This window comes from Yersinia aleksiciae (genome assembly GCF_001047675.1).
GTDB classification, from domain to species: domain Bacteria; phylum Pseudomonadota; class Gammaproteobacteria; order Enterobacterales; family Enterobacteriaceae; genus Yersinia; species Yersinia aleksiciae.
Map to the genome: position 1 here is coordinate 2,467,708 of NZ_CP011975.1, position 22,071 is coordinate 2,489,778.

Below are 22,071 nucleotides of genomic sequence, written 5' to 3' on the forward strand. Positions count from 1 at the left end.
AATGCGTAAGTCTATTTTACTTATCGTCGTTGTGGTGTTAGTCGCACTCTACGCTTCGCTGTTTGTGGTACAAGAAGGTCAGCGCGGGATCGTGCTGCGCTTTGGTAAGGTATTGCGTGATAGTGATAACAAGCCACTGGTGTATGCACCGGGCCTGCACTTTAAGATACCGTTTATCGAAACAGTGAAGACGTTGGATGCTCGTATTCAGACCATGGATAACCAGGCTGACCGTTTCGTGACTAACGAGAAGAAAGACCTGATTGTTGACTCCTACCTGAAATGGCGTATCAGTGATTTCAGCCGTTACTATCTGGCCACCGGTGGTGGTGATGTATCTCAGGCTGAAGTGCTGTTGAAACGTAAATTCAGTGACCGTTTGCGTTCTGAAATTGGTCGCCTGAATGTTCGCGACATCGTAACCGACTCACGTGGACGTCTGACTTCAGATGTGCGTGATGCGCTGAATACCGGTAGCGTTGGTGATGAAGCTGTCACAACGGAAGCGGATGATGCGATTGCTTCGGCAGCGGCCCGTGTTGAACAGGAAACCCGTGGCAAACAGCCAGCGGTTAACCCGAACAGTATGGCGGCGTTGGGTATCGAAGTGGTTGACGTGCGAATCAAGCAAATCAACTTACCGGCTGAAGTGTCAGATGCCATCTTCCAGCGTATGCGTGCTGAACGTGAAGCGGTAGCCCGTCGTCACCGTTCACAAGGTCAGGAAGAAGCAGAGAAGTTGCGTGCAACGGCTGACTATGAAGTAACTCGTACACTGGCAGAAGCAGAACGTCAGGCGCGTATTACTCGCGGTGGCGGTGATGCAGAAGCGGCCCGTCTATTTGCTGATGCATTCAGCAAAGATCCCGACTTCTATGCCTTCATCCGTAGCTTACGTGCGTATGAAAACAGCTTCAACAGCGGTAACGATGTGATGGTGCTTAGCCCAGACAGTGATTTCTTCCGCTACATGAGATCACCGGATAACTCCAGTAAACGTCCATAACGGCTGTCGTTACAGCGCGTTTTGACCGAAACAGCAAGGCCCGTTCACGCGGGCCTTTTCTATTTGAGCCATTTTTACCTTTTGAGACAGATGATGAATTCAACCATTTTGTTAGCATTGGCACTGGTTTTGGTGCTGGAAGGACTTGGTCCGATGCTTTATCCCAAAGCCTGGCGCAAAATGATTCAGGCGATGACTCAATTACCTGATACCACTTTGCGCCGTTTTGGCGGTGGATTAGTGGTTGCAGGCGTTGTTATCTACTACATGTTGCGTAGCCGCATGGGTGGCTAAATGTAAGCACAAAAATTGTTCAGTTATGTGTTAAAAAGTACTGAAAGCCGCCGGATGAGATGTTAGAATCCTTTTTTAAGCAACCTGGTGATTTTTGAGATGGGTAAGAACGTCGTCGTACTGGGCACCCAATGGGGTGACGAAGGTAAGGGCAAGGTCGTTGACCTGCTGACTGAACGGGCTAAATATGTTGTGCGCTATCAAGGTGGTCACAACGCTGGCCATACTTTGGTTATCAACGGTGAGAAAACCGTTCTTCATTTAATTCCCTCAGGTATTCTGCGTGAAAACGTAACCAGCATCATCGGCAACGGTGTTGTCCTGGCACCTGACGCTTTAATGAAAGAGATGACAGAACTTGAAGCGCGTGGTGTGCCTGTTCGTGAGCGACTGTTACTCTCCGAAGCATGCCCATTAATCCTGCCTTATCATGTGGCTCTGGATAATGCGCGTGAAAAAGCACGTGGTGCAAAAGCTATCGGTACTACCGGTCGTGGTATCGGTCCTGCCTATGAAGATAAAGTTGCCCGCCGCGGCCTGCGTGTAGGTGATTTGTTCAACAAAGAAACCTTCGCGATCAAGCTGAAAGAAATTGTGGATTACCACAACTTCCAGTTGGTGCATTACTACAAAGAAGACGCGGTAGACTACCAAACTGTGCTGGATGAAGTATTGGCTATCGCCGATATTCTGACCGCCATGGTGGTTGACGTTTCTGAATTGCTGGACAGTGCCCGCAAACGTGGCGATTTCATGATGTTCGAAGGCGCACAAGGCACCTTGCTGGACATCGACCACGGTACTTATCCGTACGTGACCTCATCTAACACCACTGCTGGTGGCGTAGCGACAGGTTCTGGCCTGGGTCCACGTTATGTTGATTATGTGCTGGGTATCGTTAAAGCTTACTCGACTCGTGTAGGTGCAGGTCCATTCCCGACTGAACTGAACGACGAAACCGGCGAATTCCTGCGTAAGCAAGGTAACGAATATGGCGCGACCACTGGCCGTAGCCGTCGTACTGGCTGGTTAGATATCGTTGCAGTGCGCCGTGCTGTGCAGATCAACTCCTTGTCTGGCTTCTGCATGACCAAACTGGACGTGCTGGATGGCCTGAAAGAAGTGAAACTCTGTGTTGGCTACCGCATGCCAGATGGCCGCGAAGTGGATACGACCCCACTGGCTGCTGAAGGTTGGGAAGGTATTGAGCCAATCTACGAAACCATGCCAGGCTGGTCAGAGACCACCTTTGGCGTGAAAGAACACAGCAAGTTGCCACAGGCAGCCCTTAACTACATCGCGCGTGTAGAAGAGCTGACAGGCGTTCCGGTTGATATCATCTCTACCGGTCCTGATCGTGACGAAACCATGATCCTGCGCGACCCATTTGATGCATAATTTATGATTAATTGGCTTACCGCCAAAAATCAGCATTCAGATGTGCGTGTTTGAAGTCATAGCCGGGCTTGCGTCCGGCTTTATTGTTTCTCCCCCTCTTGCATTTGCTGCTTATCGGCAACGCCAATGAATTTGGGTATAAAATGTATGCTGAAATTGCCCCGACAAGCCGTTTTACATCAAAAAACTCACCCATCACCTAAATGATTAGTCGCAAGCTTTATGGCTGGTTTATCATCCCAAGTATAAGTTTTCTAAATAGCACCTAGAATCACACTTATGACCGATCAAAAATGTGTCATCTTAGATGGGTTCAAGCCGGGTAAACTGATACTCAGGGGTATACGTGCAGTTAACAAGTTTTACTGATTATGGTTTGCGAGCGCTTACTTATATGGCCTCGCTACCTGAAGGCCAAATGACTAACATTTCTCAGGTTACTGAGGTCTATGGCGTGTCTCGCAATCATATGGTTAAAATAATCAATCAGTTGAGCCGTGTTGGGTTGGTAACGGCGGTGCGGGGTAAAAACGGTGGAATACGGTTGGGTAAACCTGCCGAGCAGATTCGAATTGGTGACGTTGTACGCCAACTTGAGCCACTCTCTTTGGTGAATTGCAGTAGTGATTTTTGCCACATAACACCCGCTTGCCGCCTAAAGCAGGTGCTTAATCAGGCGGTACAGAGTTTCCTTAACGAGCTGGATAACTATACTTTGGCTGACATGGTCCAAGATAATGCCCCGCTCTATAAGCTATTACTTGTTGAGTAGTTTTTATAATAAAACATGTGTATGCCTAATAGGTTTGCAAGGTGCAGCCAACCCCCTGCAACTTTAAGTCCGTAGGGTGTACAGCCTGCTGCTGACAACGGAGGAACCGCAATGTCACAAGATCCATTCTTGGAACGAGAAGCAGAGAAATATGAGTCACCGATCCCTAGCAGGGAGTTCATTCTGGCTCATCTCGCCAAGCGCGAAACACCTGCCAGCCGTGAAGAGCTGGCCAATGAACTTAATCTCACCGGCGAAGAGGCTCTAGAAGCTCTGCGTCGCCGCCTGCGCGCGATGGAGCGTGATGGGCAGTTAATCTTCACCCGTCGCCAGTGCTACGCCTTGCCGGAGCGCCTGGACTTACTACGCGGTACTGTTATTGGTCACCGTGATGGTTTTGGCTTTTTACGGGTTGAAGGTAGCAAAGACGATCTCTATCTCTCCGCAGAGCAGATGAAAACTGCGATTCATGGCGATGTAGTATTGGCCCAAGCCGTTGGCGCTGATCGCAAAGGCCGCCGTGAAGCGCGTATCGTGCGGGTACTGGTGCCGAAAACCAGCCAAATCGTTGGCCGCTACTTTACCGATGCGGGCACGGGTTTTGTGGTGCCTGATGATGGTCGTTTGAGTTTCGATATTCTGATCCCGCCAGAGGCGATCAACGGTGCACGAATGGGTTATATGGTGGTGGTCGAGTTGACCCAGCGCCCGACTCGTCGCACCAAAGCGGTAGGTAAAATCGTTGAAGTTCTTGGCGAGAATATGGGCACCAGCATGGCGGTGGATATTGCACTGCGCACCCATGAAATCCCCCACACTTGGCCGCCTCAGGTGGAAAAACAGGTCGCAGACCTGAAAGAACAAGTGCCGGAAGAGGCGAAAAAAGGGCGGGTGGATTTACGTAACCTGCCATTGGTCACTATTGATGGCGAAGACGCCCGTGACTTCGATGATGCCGTGTATTGCGAGAAAAAACGTGGTGGCGGCTGGCGCTTATGGGTTGCCATTGCGGATGTTAGCTACTACGTACGTCCGCGCACGGCACTGGATGATGAAGCCCGCAGCCGGGGTAACTCAGTCTACTTCCCATCGCAAGTGGTCCCGATGCTGCCGGAAGTGCTGTCCAACGGCCTTTGCTCCCTGAATCCGCAGGTAGACCGCCTGTGTATGGTGTGCGAGATGACCATCTCCTCACAGGGCAAGCTTTCGTCCTCTAAGTTCTACGAAGCGGTGATGAGTTCCCATGCGCGTCTGACTTACACCAAAGTGTGGCGCATCATTGATGGCGAAGAGTCGCTGCGTGAGCAGTATAAACCGCTGGTGCCGCATCTGTTAGAGCTGCACTCCATGTACAAGGCGCTGGATCAGGCGCGTGCCGAACGTGGCGGTATTGCGTTTGAAACCGAAGAAGCCAAATTTATTTTCAATGCTGAACGACGCATTGAACGCATCGAATCGACGGTGCGTAATGACGCACATAAACTGATTGAAGAGTGCATGATTTTGGCGAACATCGCCGCTGCGCGTTTTGTGGAAAAACATAACGAGCCGGCCCTGTTCCGCGTGCATGACCGCCCAAGCGACGACCATATCTCAGCGCTGCGTAGCGTGCTCAATGAGTTGGGCCTGACACTGGGGGGAGGTCTAAAACCCGAGCCGAAAGACTATGCGGTGCTGATGGATGAAGTGGCCGACCGTCCGGATCATGAGATGCTGCAAACCATGTTGCTGCGCTCGATGAAACAAGCGATTTACGATCCAGAAAATCGAGGTCACTTTGGCTTAGCGCTAGCCTCCTATGGTCACTTTACCTCGCCAATTCGCCGCTATCCGGACTTGGCGATGCATCGGGCTATCAAGTACCAGCTCGCCAAAGAGCAGGGTAATGTGAAAGAGCGCTGGACACCGACGGGTGGCTGGCACAGTGAGTACGAAGAGATGCTGCAATTGGGCGAACACTGCTCAATGACTGAACGTCGTGCGGATGAAGCCACTCGCAATGTGGCGGATTGGCTGAAGTGCGACTTCATGCAGGATCAGGTGGGTAAAGAGTTCACTGGTATTATCGCCAGTGTCACTGGTTTTGGCTTCTTCGTGCGCCTTGACGATCTGTTTATTGATGGTTTGGTGCATGTTTCCAGCCTGGACAATGACTACTACCGTTATGACAATATCGGCCAACGTCTGATCGGCGAATCTTCCGGTATGGTTTACCGCTTAGGTGATACCGTGGAAATCCGCGTGGAAGCGGTGCATATGGATGAGCGCAAAATTGATTTTGCTCTGGTTTCCAGTGCGCGTAAGCCGCGTGGCGAAGGCAAAACCGCCCGTGATAAGGCGAAGAAAGCCGATGGTCAACGTAGCATGCGCGACACCTCCTCAAGCCGTGGCGGTCGTGGTAGCTCATCCGGTGCACCGCGCCGTGAACGTGCGCCAACGGGTGATCGTGCCGCAGCAGGGGCTGGGCAAAAACGGCCTCGTCGCGCTAAAAAACCAGCGAACTTCGAGCCGGACAGTGCTTTCCGTCCGCTAGAGGCCGCAGTAACGTTGGATGACAAAGCAATCGCTGAGAAAAAAGCCAAAGCGAAAGCGAAAAGAGCCTCTGCGAAAACGAAAAAAATTGCCGCTGCCACCAAGGCCAAGCGCGCGAAGAAGAAAACCAGCAGCGATCAGTAATGGCCTGTTGATTGTCGGGCGGCCCCGGTCGCCCGCATTCGTTTATTCATTAATACTTAATCATTTATAAAAGAGCATCATGAGCGAAATTATTTACGGCATTCACGCCGTCAAAGCCCTGCTAGACAACGATCCACAACGTTTTCTGGAAGTTTTTATCCTGAAAGGCCGTGACGATCGTCGCCTACAGCCGCTGGTCGCGGAACTGGAAGCTGCCGGTTTAGTGATTCAGGTTGCCAACCGCCAATGGTTGGATGCGCAGGTTGAGGGCGGAGTCCATCAGGGGATCGTGGCGCGAGTACGTGAAGGGCGTCAGTATCAGGAAAATGATCTGCCGGCGTTGCTGAAAAGCGTGGAGATGCCTTTCCTGCTGGTGCTGGATGGCGTCACTGATCCACATAATCTAGGCGCTTGCTTACGTAGCGCGGATGCCGCTGGTGTCCACGCGGTTATCGTGCCACGGGATCGTTCCGCACAGCTCAATGCCATTGCCAAAAAAGTGGCCAGTGGTGCTGCCGAAAATGTGCCATTGATTAAAGTGACCAATCTGGCGCGTACCCTGCGAGTGCTGCAAGAGCACAATGTCTGGATTGTCGGCACGGCGGGCGAAGCTGACCACACGCTGTATCAGAGCAAAATGACGGGTCCGATGGCGCTGGTGATGGGGGCTGAAGGCGAAGGTATGCGTCGTTTGACGCGCGAACACTGCGATGAGTTAATCAGCATTCCGATGGCGGGAACCGTTTCTTCGCTGAACGTGTCGGTTGCTACTGGGGTCTGCTTATTTGAAGCAGTGCGCCAGCGAGCGCTGAAAGCTTAACTCTTCTTTCTCCACGCCGCTTCAAGAGTCAACATTCACCGATGTTGGCTTTTTTTGTATTTTTAATCGCGGGAATTAATCCAAATTATCAGCGATATATCGTTGTTTGATTCCTGTTTGTGATGAGTCTGTCAGCAAAAAACCCCGCCTACACCATACTTAACCCTGATTTATGAATGCCGATTTCGCAATGAGTACCGGAATGGAGGAAGGTATGGAGTGGCAGACTCACTTGGTTTTCAATCAGCCTGAACCATTATCGAACAGTAATTTATTTCTGTCTGATATGGCATTGCGGGAAGCCGTGAAGCGGGAGCATGCGGGTTGGGATGGAGAGGAACTCTCTCTGATTGGGTTACAACTTGGTTCGCAGGAGTCACTGGAGTTAGGACGGCTGGCAAACAATAATCCGCCTGAATTATTACGTTACGACGCCGCGGGTCAACGCTTGGATCAGGTAAGATTTCACCCTGCGTGGTATGTGTTGATGCAGGAGTTGGTCAAGCATCGGGTGCACAATCTGCCTTGGCAAGAAGATGCACGCATTGGTTCCTTTGTGGCACGGGCAGCACGTTTTATCCTACATGCACAGGTAGAAGCAGGATCACTATGCCCCATCACCATGACATTTGGTGCCATTCCGTTGTTGCAACAATCTCTCCCACCATTATTTCAAAACTGGCTGCCGCCGTTGCTTTCAGATCGCTATGACTCCCATCAGACCGTCGGTAGTCAGAAGCGGGGCTTACTGATTGGCATGGGTATGACGGAAAAACAAGGGGGCTCTGATGTGCTCAGCAATACCACCCGCGCTGAGCCGCTGGCAGCACGCGGCAATGGTGAGGCTTATCGCTTGGTGGGCCACAAGTGGTTTTTCTCCGTGCCGCAAAGTGATGCGCACCTTGTGTTAGCGCAGACCGAGGGAGGGTTATCCTGCTTCTTCTTGCCCAAAATATTACCTGATGGCACTTATAACGCCATTCGATTAGAGCGGCTGAAAGATAAACTTGGCAACAGGTCCAATGCCAGTAGTGAAGTTGAATTTGATCAGGCCACCGCTTGGCTCTTGGGGGATGAGGGCGAAGGCATTCGACAAATCCTGAAAATGGGCGGATATACCCGTTTTGATTGTGCGCTGGGCAGCCATGGCCTGATGCGCCGCGCCTTCTCTGTCGCGCTGTACCATGCCTGGCAGCGGCAGGCTTTTGGTAAGGCATTGGTCGATCAACCCTTAATGCGCCAAGTGCTGAGTCGCATGGCATTACGTCTGGAAGGGCATACCGCATTACTGATGCGCTTAGCCCGCGCATGGGAGAAACCCCATGAGGCCCATGAGCAGATATTCAGCCGTCTGCTAACACCTGCGGCAAAATATCGGGTTTGCGGGCAGGGCAGTGCCTTTGTCGCCGAGGCGATGGAGGTGCTGGGTGGGATCGGTTATTGCGAGCAGAGTGAGCTGCCACGGCTGTATCGGGAAATGCCGGTCAACAGCATTTGGGAAGGCTCCGGCAACATTATGTGCCTTGATGTGCTGCGGACATTTCGCAAGCTGCCTACCGCTATCGACATGCTACAGCAAGAGTTTTACCCGGTACGTGGGCAGAATCGGTTGTTTGATCGTGCATGGCGGCAGTTGCAACAGCGGCTGAAAAACCCTAAGGAAGAGCAGGGGCGAGCGCTCACTCAGCAACTCTTTGATCTGTGTTGCGCTGCCCAATTACTGCGCTTTGCTTCGCCGCCACTGGCCGATGCCTGGTGCCGCATGACACTCGATCACCGTGACCAATATATGTTACCTGAGGCTATTTGTGCGCCGCTATTGAGCCGCGCAACGGGGCTATCGATATAACATTTACCGATATTATCGCTACTTGTATAACAGTGCATTGGCATACCAAGTGCCGGGATAAATACTGTCAGACATCATGATAATTAAATAGTAGGGCGCGCCGCTGGCGTTGGCCCTACGCTTAATTTCTGCTTCTACATCCATTGGGCTGCCAAATACTTGAGCTGAGACACTCCCCACTTTTTGTAAGTTGAGGCTCTGGGCTCGGGTGATTTCTTGTGCATAAGGCTGAATCGCAGGTGGGGGAACAGGCGTGACATGAAAAGCACTGCAAGCCGATAGCCCCAAAGTGAGCAGTAAAAACACCATCGCACGTTTTATTGTCATCTTTGCCTCTTCGTTACTGATTTGGGTGCCGTGCTGTGTATAAAGGGTAATATCTTGAAAGAAATTGATTTAAGACTTTATAACCCTATTTAGGCACACTGCATTTATCCAGTATAAGCCTGTTTCCCTGCTTACATTGCGCCTGATAAATACTCCGCCTGATAAAGAAAGGATTGTCGCCATGATTGAGATGTCGCTGGAAAACATTAATGGTATTGAGGTGATACATTCTGCCCCTGCGGGTCAACGCCAGCAACCGCTACCCACCATTTTCTTCTATCATGGCTACACCTCGTCAAAAGAGGTCTATTCCTATTTCGCCTATGCCTTCGCACAAGCCGGTTTTCGCACTATAGCACCCGATGCCGATATGCACGGTGCGCGCTTTAACGGCAATGAGACCCAGCGCTTATCCCACTTTTGGGAGATTCTAAAATCAAATATTGATGAGCTGCCAGCACTTAAACAGCATTATCAGCAGGCTGGATTGATTGATGGCGATCGCATCGGTGTGGCGGGCGCATCAATGGGGGGGATGACCACATTGGGAGCGTTTGCCCGCTATCCGTGGGTGAGTGTCGCCGCAGACTTTATGGGGTCAGGTTACTTCACCTCACTGGCGCACAGCCTGTTTCCTCCTCTGGAGGCGGGGCAGGTGGTCAGCACGGCGGCATTTGAGCGCCGTTTAGCACCGCTGGCAGATTATGATCTTACTCATCAGTTGGAAGTCATTGCCGAGCGGCCATTATTGGTTTGGCATGGGGAAGCGGATGATGTGGTGCCCGCCGCAGAGAGTGAGCGATTGGTGCAGGCGTTGAGGGCCAGTGGGCGAGCTCAGCATCTAACCTATCTGACCGAAGCGGGGATTGGTCATAAAATCACCCCGACGGCACTCAGTGCTGGGGTTAGATTCTTCGCTAAACATTTATAAATCTTGAGGAGTCCCCCTGTATTTTCAATAACTAAGGGGATAAAAGCCCCCCGGTAAACCGGGGGGAAGGGCATATAACAGGCTATTTTGGTTATTGGTCGTCGTATTCACTGGTGTTGTATTTTTACTGCTAGGTCTAACGATAAATCTCGGCATTCACCCGAATGGAGGTATTGCTACCCGGCTCATGCATTTGGGTTATGTGGTAGGCGGTTGCGCCGCGCTCATCAGCCATTTTGCTGATTTGTGCCACGGCATCGTCCGGTGAAACCACATTGTGGTTAAGGGAAATTTCGCCAATGCTGACACGTTGCTGCTGCATAGCTTCCTGACGACTGATCTCTGTGGCTGCAAAGGTGTTGGCGGAGAGTAGTAAACTCAGTGTGGCTGCGATGATGAGTGTTGATTTCATAGGTGACTCCAATATCTTATTTACTTACTTTGAATAACTTTCAGTTTGCTTCGCCGCTTGTTATGCGGTGGATGTAAATAATTCTAGTCGCTTTTGTTAATTAAAAAATACACGAAGATTGATTCACTTGGTCAAAAAAAGTGAACAATATTTATGTTGAGCTAATGATTTTATTGGAAGATTTAGCAGACTAATGGATCGATAACCATTGGTTAATTAACGAACAAAAAGTGCGCTTTTAGCTGAGTAATGGTCAGAATAAGAATAAATCCCCGTCAGTCCTTGAGTTTCCAGCGGCCCGCAAGTATAGTTACGCGTCATTTTTCAGCCGCACACAAACACGTTCCTTGCCTCCATGGGCCGCGGTTGACCCTATCAGGAGGCTGAATAATCCGTAAGGAGCAATAATCGATGCGTCATTACGAAATCGTTTTTATGGTCCATCCTGACCAAAGCGAACAGGTTCCGGGCATGATCGAGCGCTATAGTGCAACTATCACTAATGCTGCTGGTACGATCCACCGTCTGGAAGACTGGGGCCGCCGTCAACTGGCTTACCCGATCAACAAACTGCACAAAGCTCACTACGTTCTGCTGAACGTTGAAGCCCCGCAGGAAGCGATCGATGAGCTGGAAACAAACTTCCGCTTCAACGACGCCGTTATCCGTAGCATGGTTATGCGCGTTAAACACGCGGTAACTGAAGCATCACCAATGGTTAAAGCGAAAGACGAACGCCGTGAGCGTCACGACTTCGCGTCAGAAGCCAATGATGATTCCGAAGCTGGGGATTCTGAAGAGTAATTGCCGTGGTGACCACTAATCGTCTGGTACTCTCTGGCACTGTGTGCAAGACCCCGGTTCGAAAAGTAAGTCCTTCTGGTATCCCGCATTGTCAATTTGTGCTTGAGCATCGATCAACACAGCAGGAAGCCGGATTTAGCCGACAAACATGGTGCAGAATGCCCATTGTTGTTAGCGGACAAACGTCACAAGCATTAACTCACAGTATAACGGTCGGCAGTCAGTTAACCGTTGAAGGCTTCATTAGCTGCCATCAAGGTCGCAATGGGCTGAATAAACTGGTTCTGCATGCCGAGCAGATTGAATTTATAGATTCTGGAGACTAGCCTAATGGCACGTTATTTCCGTCGTCGCAAGTTCTGCCGTTTCACCGCGGAAGGCGTTGTAGAGATTGATTATAAAGACATCGCTACGCTGAAAAACTATGTTACTGAAAGTGGTAAAATTGTCCCGAGCCGTATTACCGGTACTCGTGCAAAATTCCAGCGTCAGCTCGCTCGTTGTATCAAGCGCGCTCGCTACCTGTCTTTGTTGCCGTACACTGATCGTCATCAGTAATCGGCCACTGTCCATTAACGACTTTGAGAGGATAAGGTAATGCAAGTTATTCTGCTTGATAAAGTAGCAAACCTGGGCAGCCTGGGTGACCAAGTGAACGTTAAAGCGGGCTACGCTCGTAACTTCCTGGTTCCACAAGCTAAAGCTGTTCCGGCAACTAAGAAAAACGTAGAGTTCTTTGAAGCACGTCGTGCAGAACTGGAAGCCAAATTGGCTGACGTTCTGGCTGCCGCTGAAGCTCGCGCAACTAAAATTAACGAACTGGTCAGTGTCACCATCGCTTCTAAATCTGGCGATGAAGGCAAGCTGTTCGGCTCTATCGGTACTCGTGACATCGCTGATGCTGTAACAGCAGCTGGTGTTGCCGTGGCCAAGAGCGAAGTTCGTTTGCCGAATGGCGTTCTGCGTACCACTGGTGAGCATGAAGTTCACTTCCAGGTACACAGCGACGTATTCGCAAAACTGAACGTGAACGTGGTTGCAGAAGCGTAAGTTACGCTGCTGTTAACCTGCTAAAACGCCAGCCTCGTGCTGGCGTTTTGCTTTTTGGTAAATAGGAATTTCATCATTAACTACGCAGCGGTATCAGGGGAGAGGGTCCTGCGGTAAAATTTCAAATTCGCACTCCTCGGCAGCCACGCCTGAACAGCGGTAAAATTCAAACAGCGGCGTCTTTTGATGCACCCAGTGAGGTTTTCCACTAATGGATGCCAACCAACTTCTATTTTCGTAGTACATGTCTATCTGCTTATCTTCGGCCTCCAAATTATAAGTACACTTTTGGAAATTCCCCTGATCAACGAAACTGCTTTTATCACTATTCAGAATTAAAAGAGCTTCGTTGAAATCTTTAACCGGAATGGGTGGGGAAACCGCGCCCTGCAAGGTGCCAACCCATTGCCCCCCCTCTGTGGTTGCCGCCAAATAGATTCCCCCTCTCTGTGAGATGGAATCAATCTCCGGGCAATGTAGTGTTGCGAACACACTAAATGGTGTCAGTAGTAATACAAAAGATAAATGATATTTCATATCATAATCACTCCCTTTATTTATGAATACGGCTCTCTGTCAGTGGATGGCGTTAACCACCCAGAAAACAACCTAATTCGGGAGGGACTGAGTGACAATATCAAAGAAGATAAGGGGTGAGCTAGAAGTGGCTAAGGGTGCGGTGATTAACGGTCGCGGCGATAACTGCCATCGCTCTGTCGAGTAAACAGCACTTCTGTGTTAGCGGTGGTTTCAATGGCTAGCGCGGCGACCACGCCTTGAGCATCCAGCATGATTTTGACCTCTTGCCCCGCTTTTAGATTACTCAGTGGCTTATCGCTGCCTTCAACCTGTGCCATGGCAAAGACTTCATTGACTGGCAGATTATTATCACGGAATAGCTGCGCCAGTGTTTTCCCCGATTGAATCTGATAACTCTGCCAGTTTCCTTGCAAAGTATTCGGCGTTACTGGGGGAGCCACCGTTGGGGGTGGTGGCGCATCAAGATTGTCCTGTAATTGGGCCTGTAGTGGCACGTCAGTGGATGGCGCGCTAATAGGGAAGGAACGGTCAGTATTATCGCGTGACACGGGCCACAGCAGTGCCAGCAGCAATACAGCGGTGACGATAATGATCCAGCGACGGTGAAAGAGCGGTAATGGCTCCATCCACTGAAAATTGTCCGGCAAATGCCAGATTTTCAGCAGTAGCCCTTTGATGCCGGTTTCCGGTGTGGCTGTAGTCACAGCTTCAGGGGCGACACTATTTTCTGCAGCGGCAATATCCTCAACAGGGGAGATGTGTTCGGATGCACTCACTTCGGACATCAGGTTTTGATTATCGGCCACTTTCTGATCCGGTAGGATCTTCTGCCTGATCGTCAGCCAAGTGTGCAGCAATGGCTGATAAACCCGATTACTCTTCCTTCTCCTGGGCGCGATTCTGCCCATGGTGACCTCTCTTCAACGGCGTAAAACGACATAAATAATAATATGGCGGTGAGTCCTATAGTCTTCTAAGTATATACCCTTCCTACCTGAATTTGCCGCGTTGCTAACTGCTTGATGGCAAAAGGCAGAAGATTATCATACCTAAAAGGGGTATTTCCCATTAGCCTGCTGCCATTGTTTCTTTTTCTTCGACAAAAGTCATCATTCACAACGCAAGATTTTACCGCGCTCCCCTGCTGCTGTTATGCTTGCGGCTTCGAGATGAATAAGCGACTAAAGGAAAATCCATGACAACCCCTTCTTTTGATAGCGTTGAAGCGCAAGCGAGCTACGGGATTGGTTTACAAATCGGGCAGCAATTGCAAGAGTCCGGGCTGGAAGGTTTATTGCCAGAAGCACTGTTGGCAGGTTTGCGTGACGCGATGGAAGGGAATACACCGACTGTCCCTGTTGATGTGATACATCGCGCGTTACAAGAAGTGCATGAAAAGGCTGATAAAGTGCGTGTTGAGCGCCAACAAGCATTGGTAGAAGAAGGGAAAACCTTCCTGGAAGAGAATGCCAAGCGTGATGACGTTACCACCACAGAATCTGGCTTGCAGTTCTCTGTGTTACAGGCTGGCGATGGTCCAATCCCATCCCGCCAGGATCGTGTCCGTGTGCACTATACTGGTCGTTTGGTTGACGGTACGGTATTTGATAGCTCTGTTGAGCGTGGTCAGCCAGCCGAGTTCCCGGTCAGCGGTGTTATCCCTGGCTGGATTGAAGCGCTGTCCATGATGCCGGTTGGCTCTAAATGGAAGTTATACATCCCACACAATCTGGCCTATGGCGAGCGTGGTGCAGGTGCAACTATCCCGCCATTCAGCGCATTGATGTTTGAAGTGGAACTGCTGGAAATTCTGTAAGTTCTGAGAATTCTACGTGCAGTGTGATGACAAAGGGCGACGCGATGTCGCCCTTTGGCTTTTATTTTCGATGATAATCACTGCCCGCTAAATTATTCTCCCTTTAGCGCACGAGGGAACAGCAAATTGTTTTCCAGATGAATATGCTCCATCAGATCAGTGATGAATTCATTGATACCGGTGTAAAGCGCGCGCCAGGTATTGCAGGCGCCTTCTGGTGGGGTCACATTTTGCGTGAGCTGCTTTACCACTTCCAACTGTAGTCCAACTGCATCGTGTTCAGCTTCCATCACAAATATCGGGCCACCCGCCTGAGAGCCCATGCCTCGCCGGATCATCGGGAACAAGACCTGTTCCTCTTTGTACATATGCTGGGTCAGCTCTTCTAAAATAGCGGTGAGTTCGGTGGCTAACCCCCGTGGACATGCCGGTTTTTCGCCGTGTACCCGTTCAACTTTCTCAGCCATCAGAATCAATTCCGGTAGCTGCTCGCGATGGCGGTCATGGTAGCGGCTAATAATGAAATCAATGAGTTTTGTCAGCGGTTGCTGTTGCCAATCTTCAGATGATTGCGGCTCGGTTTGTAATGCACGCAACTGCACTTCCAGTTCATCAATATCTAGCTCTAACTTATTCGCTGCGCGTAATAGTGTTTGCTTACCCCCACAGCAGAAATCGAGTTGATAATGACGAAATAGCGTTGTAGCCCGTGGAATGGCGATAGCCAGCGCACCCAGAGATTGATTGCGGTAATCCATAATGACACCTCATTGAGTAATTAAATATCTATAACATGCATAGTAAATACATGTTATAGAATGTGATATAACTCTAAAGAGGTATTAGAGGGGACCACAGCGCCCGTTAAAGCGCTGTGGTCAGTGATTATTTGTGTTGCAAATCGATACGATAAACCTCAAAACCAATCTCATCAGTCCCCTGTGCTGTCATTGGGTACTGTGCTTTTTGCTTAATAAATTCAGCGGCCTTGGCACTTGGCGAGGTTTCAAAGCGGATATCCAGTGGCTGTTTACTCTCCAGTGTTGCCAGACGCCAGTTGTTATCAGCTTGTGGGGTCACCTGCCCATGTTTTTTGGTTTCCGCGCTGATATAAGCGGACAGTACGGCTCGGTTTTCATCCGGTGACGCGAAAGCAATATGTCTATCACCCGTTCCCGCAAACTTACCGCTGTAAGCACGGTAATTATTAGTGGCGATCAGGAACGTGGCTTTGGGATCAATAGGTTTGCCATTAAATGTCAGATTTTTAATACGCTCAGCTTTAGCGTTGATCAGCGCACATTCGCCGTCATAGCGCGCAGGTTGGCTGACATCGATCTCATATTTGACACCATCAATGACATCGAAATTATAGGTGCGGAAGCCATCCCAATTAATCAGTGATTGTGGCTTGCTGCTATTCACATCAATTTGATTAAATTGCGCAGCCGAGCACTCCAGCCACTGTTTTACCTCGTCACCACTGGCTTTCACCACCACCAGCGTATTCGGGTAAAGGTAGAGATCAGCGGCATTGCGGAAGGTTAATTCTCCTTTTTCGACTTCGACAAAGCTGGCGGGATCATTTTTACGGCCACCGGCTTTAAATGGCGCGGCAGCAGAGAGTACTGGCAGTTCAGCTAAATCAGGATCGCCTTGGATAAAGTGTTCGGTATAGGCACGTTGAGCATTATTCACGATCTGAACCGTTGGGTCGTCCTGGATCAGCGCCAGATAGCTGTACATATTGTCTGAGGCTTTGCCGATCGGCTGGCTAACAAAATCCCGCGTCCCCTGATGATCAGCCGCCAGCACTTTTACCAAACTCGCATTTTCTGCCGCCAGCGATTTTTGCGCGGCTTTATCGTAAATAGGGCGCGCTTCCGCTTTGGCCTGAATCACCTGCCACTGGCCTTTGTCGTTATTCAGTACAAAATCGACCACCCCCAGATGGTCACCCCACTGGCCCGGCATCACCGCCGGAACACCGTTTAACGTGCCCTGAGTGATATCAGCACCTTTAATGGCAGCAAAATCTTTGCTTGGGAAGACGGCATGGGCATGGCCGAACATGATGGCGTCAATGCCTGGCACTTGGCTGAGATAATAAACCGAATTCTCAGCCATGGTTTTATAGGGATCGCTGGAGAGGCCTGAGTGTGGGATCGCCACCACCAAATCAGCCCCTTGCTTGCGCATCTCCGGTACCCACTTTTTAGCGGTTTCGGTGATGTCGTTGACGGTGACTTTGCCACTTAGATTCGCTTTATCCCAAATCATCACTTGCGGAGGCACAAAACCGATATAGCCGATACGCAGGTTATGGTTTTTCCCTTCACGATCTTTCACTGGCGTGTCGACAATCAAATAGGGCTGGAATAGCGGCTTACCGGTCTTAACATCAATCACGTTGGCATTCACATAGGGGAATTTTGCGCCCGCCAGTGATTTTTTTAGGTAATCCAAACCGTAGTTAAACTCGTGATTACCGATGTTACCTACCGCATAATCCAGCGTATTCATTGCCTTATAAACGGGATGAATCTCACCCGCCTTCAATCCCTTTGCAGCCATATAGTCGCCAAGCGGGCTGCCCTGAATCAGATCGCCGTTATCCACCAGTACGCTGTTGGTTGCTTGTTGGCGAGCTGCCTCAATCAGACTTGCGGTGCGCACCAGGCCGAACTTCTCGGTAGGCTTATCTTTGTAGTAATCGAAATCCATCATATTGCTGTGCAGGTCGGTGGTTTCCAAAACTCGCAGGTCAAGGGTGGCGGCCTGTGCCGTGGTCACCGACACAGATGTCGCAACAGCAATCAGGCTGGCAAGGAGGGATAACGTTAGCGGACGCTTGATCATGGCTTTCTCCATTAAGAACTATTAGACATGTATCGCAAAAGAATATGTAACTTTAAATAATTGCTAAAACAAAGTGTGAAGTTTGGCAGAAAATAGCACCGGATACCGCGCAGAAGTTCACAGTTGTAGCAGGTTAATACCACTGATTTTATAAGGAGTTTTCTCACGGACATGGCTATTTACCGGGAATATTATTAGTCTTCAGGTTGGGTAGTAACTCTTGAGATGATTAATGCTTTAGGTTCTAAAATAGATATAAGACAAGTGAAAACGATCAGGAGCCACAATCGATAAAGTGTATTCTGACTATCAATATTCAATTCCAAGGGGTGGATGATGTTAGAGCAAATTTGCCAGTTAGCCCGCGAGGCAGGCGTGGCGATTATGGCGGTCTATCAGGGTGAAAAGCCCCTTGATGTGACCCATAAAAAAGATGATTCGCCTGTGACCGCCGCTGATCTCGCGGCTCACCAGATTATCAAGGCCGGATTAGCCACATTGACCCCCAATATTCCGCTGTTATCTGAAGAGGACCCGCCTGCTTGGGAGGTACGTCAGCATTGGCAGCGCTATTGGTTGGTTGATCCGCTGGATGGCACCAAAGAGTTTCTGAATCGTAATGGCGAGTTCACCGTCAATATCGCGTTGATTGATAAAGGTGAGCCGGTACTGGGCGTGGTATATACCCCAGTGACCGAAGTGATGTATAGCGCAGAAAATGGCCAAGCATGGAAAGAGGAGTGTGGTCGGCGTATGCAAATTCAGGTGCGTGATGCACTGCCGCCGCTGGTCGTCGTGAGCCGCTCCCACAGTGATGCTGAGCTGGAGGATTATCTGGCGCAACTGGGCGAGCATCAGACGATATCAGTCGGTTCGTCACTCAAATTTTGTTTGGTGGCAGAAGGAAAGGCCCAGCTGTATCCCCGCTTTGGGCCAACCAATGTGTGGGACACTGCAGCGGGTCATGCCATCGCTCTTGCAGCCGGAGCACAGGTTCACGATTGGCAGGGTAGACCGCTCTCTTATACCCCACGTGAATCATTCCTGAACCCCGGCTTTAGAGTGTCGCTATTCTAGTCTACTGCTTAACAAGCTGGTGCAGTTGGTTGACGACCTGCTGCACCTCCTCCGGTGTCAGTGCACCATCTTTGACAAAATTGACATTTCCTTGCTGATCCAGCACCACGATGGTGGAGCTTTTATCCGCCAAGCCCCAAGCCTTTTTGACATTCCCGTTGCTGTCGACCACAAACTGCGACCAAGGGAATTCGCGCTTATTGCTTTCAATGCTATTACGCACAAACATGGCGGTTCCGATAATGGCGTCATCAGTATTGACGATTGTCGTCGTTTGGTAATGTTCGTGTGGCAGATTAGCGTGCTTGATGGCTTCCACTAAGGGTGCATTCAGCTCTTTTGCCGAGGTACGCCCAGCAATATGTTGGATCACTCGCACTTTGCCGGGCAATTGCGAGCTATTCCAGTTTTTATAGCTAAACTGATCAGTAGCCTTATCATAATCCAGTTCACCTTTATCGCTGACGCCAACCGGTGGCACTCGCTGGTTATTCTGAATGGAATGGGCGCTGACCAGTAGCGGTGTGAATAGTAGCGACAGTATAAGCAGGCTATTTTTTATCATGTAATGTCCTTGGGGATCTTATGGGTAGACTCGACTTATCCTTGAATGTAGGTCACAGGTAAGTTTTCCAATAATAGGTGCTGATCAGTGGTCTGTCCTGTTAGTTGAAAAAAATTATTTCCGACAGTAACTAGATGGTTATTCTGTTAATAACTGTAATTATCCCCGCCTGAGACTGTAATTTTATGTAAATACAGCATCAATGACTGAATTTGAGGGAACTTAAGCCCATACCATAAGTCTATTACTCTGCAATTATCTTACGCTACCTGTGATCTTGGTCGCTAAGGCGACAGAAGGTGTGTATTGGTGTTATGGAGGAAAGTAAAACAATGAGGATCTTCCCACGTTACAATCCGGCAAAAGTCGCGATGTATGTTAAAACGTTATTCCGTGGCCGTCTGTACATCAAGGATATGGGGGCTTTTGAGTTCGATAAAGGTAAGATCTTAATCCCGAAAGTTAGGGATAAGCGCCACTTTGAAGTGATGTCGGAAGTCAATCGACAAGTGATGCGTTTGCAGTCTGAAATGGGCTGACACCCTTCTTAATTGGAGTGGCGGCGTGGTTAGCGGCACAGGTGCTGTCTAGCTGTAACTCCAATGAATTAGGGTATGACATTATCCTGAACAAATTAATTGCGGCCCCTAATATGGGGCCGCTAATGTTTTAAAGGCTCACTCATTCAAACAATGAATTTACGCATCACTGCTTTCGTGTGGGGCTTTTGGCAGGATCGGCGCGGGCAGGTCACTGAGTTTGGTTACCAGTAGCTGATCAATTTTGTAGCTATCAATATCCACCACTTCAAACTTGTAGCCCGCATACTTGACGAAATCAGTGCGCTTTGGAATTTTGCGCAGCATGTACATCATAAAGCCACCGATGGTTTCATAGTTGCCCGATTGCGGGAATTCATCGATATGCAGTACGCGCATGACGTCTTCAATTGGGGTGCCGCCCTCAATCAACCATGAGCTTTCATCACGAGCGACAATCTGTTCTTCCTGCCCTTGCCCCACCAAATCCCCCATCAACGTGGTCATCACGTCATTCAGGGTGATTATCCCAACCACCAATGCATATTCATTGAGAATAACGGCAAAATCTTCACCGGCAGTTTTAAAGCTCTCAAGTGCCTCAGAGAGTGTCAAGGTGTCCGGAACAATTAGTGCTGAGCGGATTTGCACTCCGCTGCTCAATACCAGACTCTGGTTACCCAAGACTCGGTTCAGCAGGTCTTTGGAGTCAACGTAGCCCACTACTTGGTCGATATGACCATCGCAGACCAAGAACTTTGAGTGTGGATGGGTGGAAATCTTCTCTTTTATACTGTCTTCACTCTCCCGCAGATCGAAATAGATCACACTCTCGCGCGAAGTCATGGAGGAGGGAACGGTACGTGACTCCAGTTCAAAGACGTTTTCAATCAGCTCGTGCTCTTGCTTGCGTAACACGCCCGCCAATGCCCCCGCTTCCACCACGGCATAGATATCATCCGAGGTGATGTCATCATTGCGGACCATTGGTAGCTTGAATAAGCGGAAGATCAGGTTGGCCATCCCATTGAAGAACCAAACTAATGGGCGACAAATCATCAGACAGAAGCGCATCGGGTTGACGATCCGAACGGCAACCGCTTCCGGTGAAATCATACCGATGCGTTTCGGGGTTAAGTCGGCAAACAGGATAAATAAGCTGGTGACCAAAACGAACGAGCAAATAAAGCTGACCTGGTCGGCAAGTTCAGGTGACATAAAGCGTTCAAACACCACTCTGAAAGAGGGTGAAAACGCAGCATCACCGACGATACCCCCGAGGATTGCGACGGCATTCAGGCCAATCTGCACGACGGTAAAGAAAATCCCCGGCGTCTCTTGCAATTTTAGTACCCGCGCGGCGTTGATATCACCGTCGTCGGCCAGAAGTTTTAACTTAATTTTGCGCGAAGCAGCCAATGAAATCTCTGATAACGAGAAAAAGGCGCTCACCGCGATTAAAAAAAGAATCAGTAAAATACTGTTTAACATAATCTATCCGTGTCGTACCGACGATGCGCCGGCGATCGTAAGGAAGGGCCATACTGTTTAATTGGGTTAATTCAATTGGTTCATTGTTGAATTCAAGATAACGGTAGAAAACCGTTTTCGGGCTGAGTGAACAACCCGAAAAGAGTATAGCAGCAGCGATAAGAGCGCCGCCAGCCTTACAAATTGGGCGGCATACAAACGCCAATGCCACCTAGTCCACAATATCCATGTGGATTTTTGTACAAATATTGCTGGTGGTCGTCCTCGGCATAGTAAAACGGCAGGGCAACGGCAATCTCACTGGTAATCGCACGATGATCACCGGCTTGCGCCATGGCTTGCTGGAACTGGGCTTTGCTCTCGTTAGCTTGTGCTTCCTGCTCAGGCGTCAAAACGTAAATCGCTGAACGATATTGTGTGCCGATATCACCCCCCTGACGCATTCCCTGGGCCGGATCGTGATTTTCCCAGAAGATCTGCAATAGTTGCTTATAGCTGATAATCGCGGGATCAAAGACCACACGAACCACCTCTGCATGGGCTGTACGACCACTGCAAACTTCATGATAGGTTGGATTCGGCGTGTAGCCACCGCTGTAACCGACTCCGGTGCTATAGACGCCCGGTTGTTGCCAAAACAGGCGCTCGACACCCCAAAAACAACCCATGGCGAAAATGGCAACATCCATCCCCTCAGGGATATGCGTCATTGAGTGACCATTCACTACATGGAGAGTTGCGACCGGCATTGGTGTCAGTCGTCCCGGCAAAGCATTCGCCGCATCAATGACGGCAGATTTATCAAAATTTTGCACCAAAATAGTCTCCGATGTGTACAGTGAATC

At 49.8% G+C, this 22,071-nt stretch carries 24 protein-coding genes; 15 read left to right on the plus strand and 9 right to left on the minus strand.

Annotation, left to right across the window (positions count from 1 at the left end; all coding sequences use genetic code 11):
* Window position 1 precedes the first annotated feature (1 nt).
* From hflC to ACZ76_RS11190, 7 genes are all read left to right on the plus strand, one after another.
* Complete coding sequence (hflC, locus tag ACZ76_RS11160; RefSeq protein ID WP_004875464.1) at window positions 2-1,006, plus strand: protease modulator HflC; 1,005 nt, start codon at window positions 2-4, stop codon at window positions 1,004-1,006.
* Between the two features lie 93 nt (window positions 1,007-1,099).
* The gene (locus ACZ76_RS11165; protein ID WP_004875463.1) at window positions 1,100-1,300 is read left to right on the plus strand and encodes a DUF2065 domain-containing protein; all 201 of its coding nucleotides are present in this window, start codon (window positions 1,100-1,102) and stop codon (window positions 1,298-1,300) included.
* A gap of 99 nt (window positions 1,301-1,399) precedes the next feature.
* Window positions 1,400-2,698 (plus strand): adenylosuccinate synthase, encoded by a 1,299-nt coding sequence (locus ACZ76_RS11170; RefSeq protein ID WP_048618999.1) that lies wholly within the window; start codon window positions 1,400-1,402, stop codon window positions 2,696-2,698.
* 346 nt (window positions 2,699-3,044) lie between these two features.
* The gene (gene nsrR / locus ACZ76_RS11175; RefSeq protein WP_048619000.1) at window positions 3,045-3,470 is read left to right on the plus strand and encodes a nitric oxide-sensing transcriptional repressor NsrR; all 426 of its coding nucleotides are present in this window, start codon (window positions 3,045-3,047) and stop codon (window positions 3,468-3,470) included.
* A 111-nt stretch (window positions 3,471-3,581) separates the two neighbouring features.
* Entirely contained in the window at window positions 3,582-6,146 is a 2,565-nt protein-coding gene (gene rnr, locus ACZ76_RS11180; RefSeq protein ID WP_048619001.1) for a ribonuclease R, read from the plus strand.
* 79 nt (window positions 6,147-6,225) lie between these two features.
* Window positions 6,226-6,966, plus strand: a complete 741-nt coding sequence (gene rlmB / locus ACZ76_RS11185) for a 23S rRNA (guanosine(2251)-2'-O)-methyltransferase RlmB (RefSeq protein ID WP_048619002.1) — start codon at window positions 6,226-6,228, stop codon at window positions 6,964-6,966.
* A gap of 202 nt (window positions 6,967-7,168) precedes the next feature.
* Window positions 7,169-8,815 carry an isovaleryl-CoA dehydrogenase gene (locus ACZ76_RS11190; protein ID WP_048619003.1) on the plus strand — a complete coding sequence of 549 codons (1,647 nt, stop codon included), beginning with the start codon at window positions 7,169-7,171 and terminating at the stop codon, window positions 8,813-8,815.
* 18 nt (window positions 8,816-8,833) lie between these two features.
* Here ACZ76_RS11190 and bsmA read toward each other — a convergent pair whose 3' ends face one another.
* Complete coding sequence (gene bsmA, locus ACZ76_RS11195; RefSeq protein WP_048619004.1) at window positions 8,834-9,142, minus strand: biofilm peroxide resistance protein BsmA; 309 nt, start codon at window positions 9,140-9,142, stop codon at window positions 8,834-8,836.
* A gap of 181 nt (window positions 9,143-9,323) precedes the next feature.
* Here bsmA and yjfP point away from each other — a divergent pair, with 181 nt between their 5' ends.
* Window positions 9,324-10,073 carry an esterase gene (gene yjfP / locus ACZ76_RS11200; protein WP_048619005.1) on the plus strand — a complete coding sequence of 250 codons (750 nt, stop codon included), beginning with the start codon at window positions 9,324-9,326 and terminating at the stop codon, window positions 10,071-10,073.
* A gap of 136 nt (window positions 10,074-10,209) precedes the next feature.
* Here yjfP and ACZ76_RS11205 read toward each other — a convergent pair whose 3' ends face one another.
* Complete coding sequence (locus ACZ76_RS11205) at window positions 10,210-10,485, minus strand: YdgH/BhsA/McbA family protein (RefSeq protein WP_048619006.1); 276 nt, start codon at window positions 10,483-10,485, stop codon at window positions 10,210-10,212.
* A gap of 411 nt (window positions 10,486-10,896) precedes the next feature.
* On the opposite strand from ACZ76_RS11205, the gene rpsF reads away from it, so the two are divergent.
* Genes rpsF through rplI form a run of 4 tightly spaced genes read left to right on the plus strand, consistent with a single transcriptional unit; the run spans window position 10,897 to window position 12,339 of the window.
* Window positions 10,897-11,289 (plus strand): 30S ribosomal protein S6, encoded by a 393-nt coding sequence (gene rpsF / locus ACZ76_RS11210; RefSeq protein ID WP_002210153.1) that lies wholly within the window; start codon window positions 10,897-10,899, stop codon window positions 11,287-11,289.
* A gap of 5 nt (window positions 11,290-11,294) precedes the next feature.
* Complete coding sequence (priB, locus tag ACZ76_RS11215) at window positions 11,295-11,615, plus strand: primosomal replication protein N (RefSeq protein ID WP_048619007.1); 321 nt, start codon at window positions 11,295-11,297, stop codon at window positions 11,613-11,615.
* 4 nt (window positions 11,616-11,619) lie between these two features.
* Window positions 11,620-11,847: a 30S ribosomal protein S18 gene (gene rpsR, locus ACZ76_RS11220; protein ID WP_048619008.1), complete on the plus strand. Its 228-nt coding sequence runs from the start codon at window positions 11,620-11,622 to the stop codon at window positions 11,845-11,847.
* A gap of 39 nt (window positions 11,848-11,886) precedes the next feature.
* On the plus strand, window positions 11,887-12,339 hold the full coding sequence (rplI, locus tag ACZ76_RS11225; RefSeq protein WP_048619009.1) for a 50S ribosomal protein L9: 453 nt from the start codon (window positions 11,887-11,889) through the stop codon (window positions 12,337-12,339).
* A 93-nt stretch (window positions 12,340-12,432) separates the two neighbouring features.
* On the opposite strand, the gene ACZ76_RS11230 is transcribed toward rplI, so the two are convergent.
* Both ACZ76_RS11230 and ACZ76_RS11235 read right to left on the minus strand, forming a co-directional pair.
* Complete coding sequence (locus ACZ76_RS11230; protein WP_048619010.1) at window positions 12,433-12,876, minus strand: DUF3757 domain-containing protein; 444 nt, start codon at window positions 12,874-12,876, stop codon at window positions 12,433-12,435.
* A 146-nt stretch (window positions 12,877-13,022) separates the two neighbouring features.
* Window positions 13,023-13,787 carry an OapA family protein gene (locus ACZ76_RS11235; RefSeq protein WP_048619011.1) on the minus strand — a complete coding sequence of 255 codons (765 nt, stop codon included), beginning with the start codon at window positions 13,785-13,787 and terminating at the stop codon, window positions 13,023-13,025.
* 287 nt (window positions 13,788-14,074) lie between these two features.
* Here ACZ76_RS11235 and ACZ76_RS11240 point away from each other — a divergent pair, with 287 nt between their 5' ends.
* Entirely contained in the window at window positions 14,075-14,695 is a 621-nt protein-coding gene (locus tag ACZ76_RS11240; protein WP_004875448.1) for a peptidylprolyl isomerase, read from the plus strand.
* A gap of 92 nt (window positions 14,696-14,787) precedes the next feature.
* On the opposite strand, the gene ytfE is transcribed toward ACZ76_RS11240, so the two are convergent.
* Both ytfE and ACZ76_RS11250 read right to left on the minus strand, forming a co-directional pair.
* Entirely contained in the window at window positions 14,788-15,453 is a 666-nt protein-coding gene (gene ytfE, locus ACZ76_RS11245; protein ID WP_048619012.1) for an iron-sulfur cluster repair protein YtfE, read from the minus strand.
* A 127-nt stretch (window positions 15,454-15,580) separates the two neighbouring features.
* Window positions 15,581-17,566 carry a bifunctional 2',3'-cyclic-nucleotide 2'-phosphodiesterase/3'-nucleotidase gene (locus ACZ76_RS11250; protein WP_048619013.1) on the minus strand — a complete coding sequence of 662 codons (1,986 nt, stop codon included), beginning with the start codon at window positions 17,564-17,566 and terminating at the stop codon, window positions 15,581-15,583.
* A gap of 324 nt (window positions 17,567-17,890) precedes the next feature.
* Here ACZ76_RS11250 and cysQ point away from each other — a divergent pair, with 324 nt between their 5' ends.
* Window positions 17,891-18,631 carry a 3'(2'),5'-bisphosphate nucleotidase CysQ gene (gene cysQ / locus ACZ76_RS11255; RefSeq protein ID WP_048619014.1) on the plus strand — a complete coding sequence of 247 codons (741 nt, stop codon included), beginning with the start codon at window positions 17,891-17,893 and terminating at the stop codon, window positions 18,629-18,631.
* 1 nt (window position 18,632) lies between these two features.
* Here the strand turns inward: cysQ and ACZ76_RS11260 are convergent, their stop codons facing one another.
* On the minus strand, window positions 18,633-19,196 hold the full coding sequence (locus ACZ76_RS11260) for a YtfJ family protein (protein WP_048619015.1): 564 nt from the start codon (window positions 19,194-19,196) through the stop codon (window positions 18,633-18,635).
* Between the two features lie 332 nt (window positions 19,197-19,528).
* Here ACZ76_RS11260 and ACZ76_RS11265 point away from each other — a divergent pair, with 332 nt between their 5' ends.
* A complete protein-coding gene (locus tag ACZ76_RS11265) occupies window positions 19,529-19,735 on the plus strand; it encodes a DUF1107 domain-containing protein (protein ID WP_032897150.1) in 207 nt (68 codons plus the stop codon).
* 159 nt (window positions 19,736-19,894) lie between these two features.
* Here ACZ76_RS11265 and paeA read toward each other — a convergent pair whose 3' ends face one another.
* Together paeA and msrA are read right to left on the minus strand one after the other, a co-directional pair.
* Window positions 19,895-21,226, minus strand: coding sequence for a polyamine export protein PaeA (gene paeA, locus ACZ76_RS11270; RefSeq protein ID WP_004875441.1), 1,332 nt, complete (start codon window positions 21,224-21,226; stop codon window positions 19,895-19,897).
* Window positions 21,227-21,402: 176 nt separating this feature from the next.
* The gene (msrA, locus tag ACZ76_RS11275) at window positions 21,403-22,041 is read right to left on the minus strand and encodes a peptide-methionine (S)-S-oxide reductase MsrA (RefSeq protein WP_048620269.1); all 639 of its coding nucleotides are present in this window, start codon (window positions 22,039-22,041) and stop codon (window positions 21,403-21,405) included.
* Window positions 22,042-22,071 lie beyond the last annotated feature (30 nt).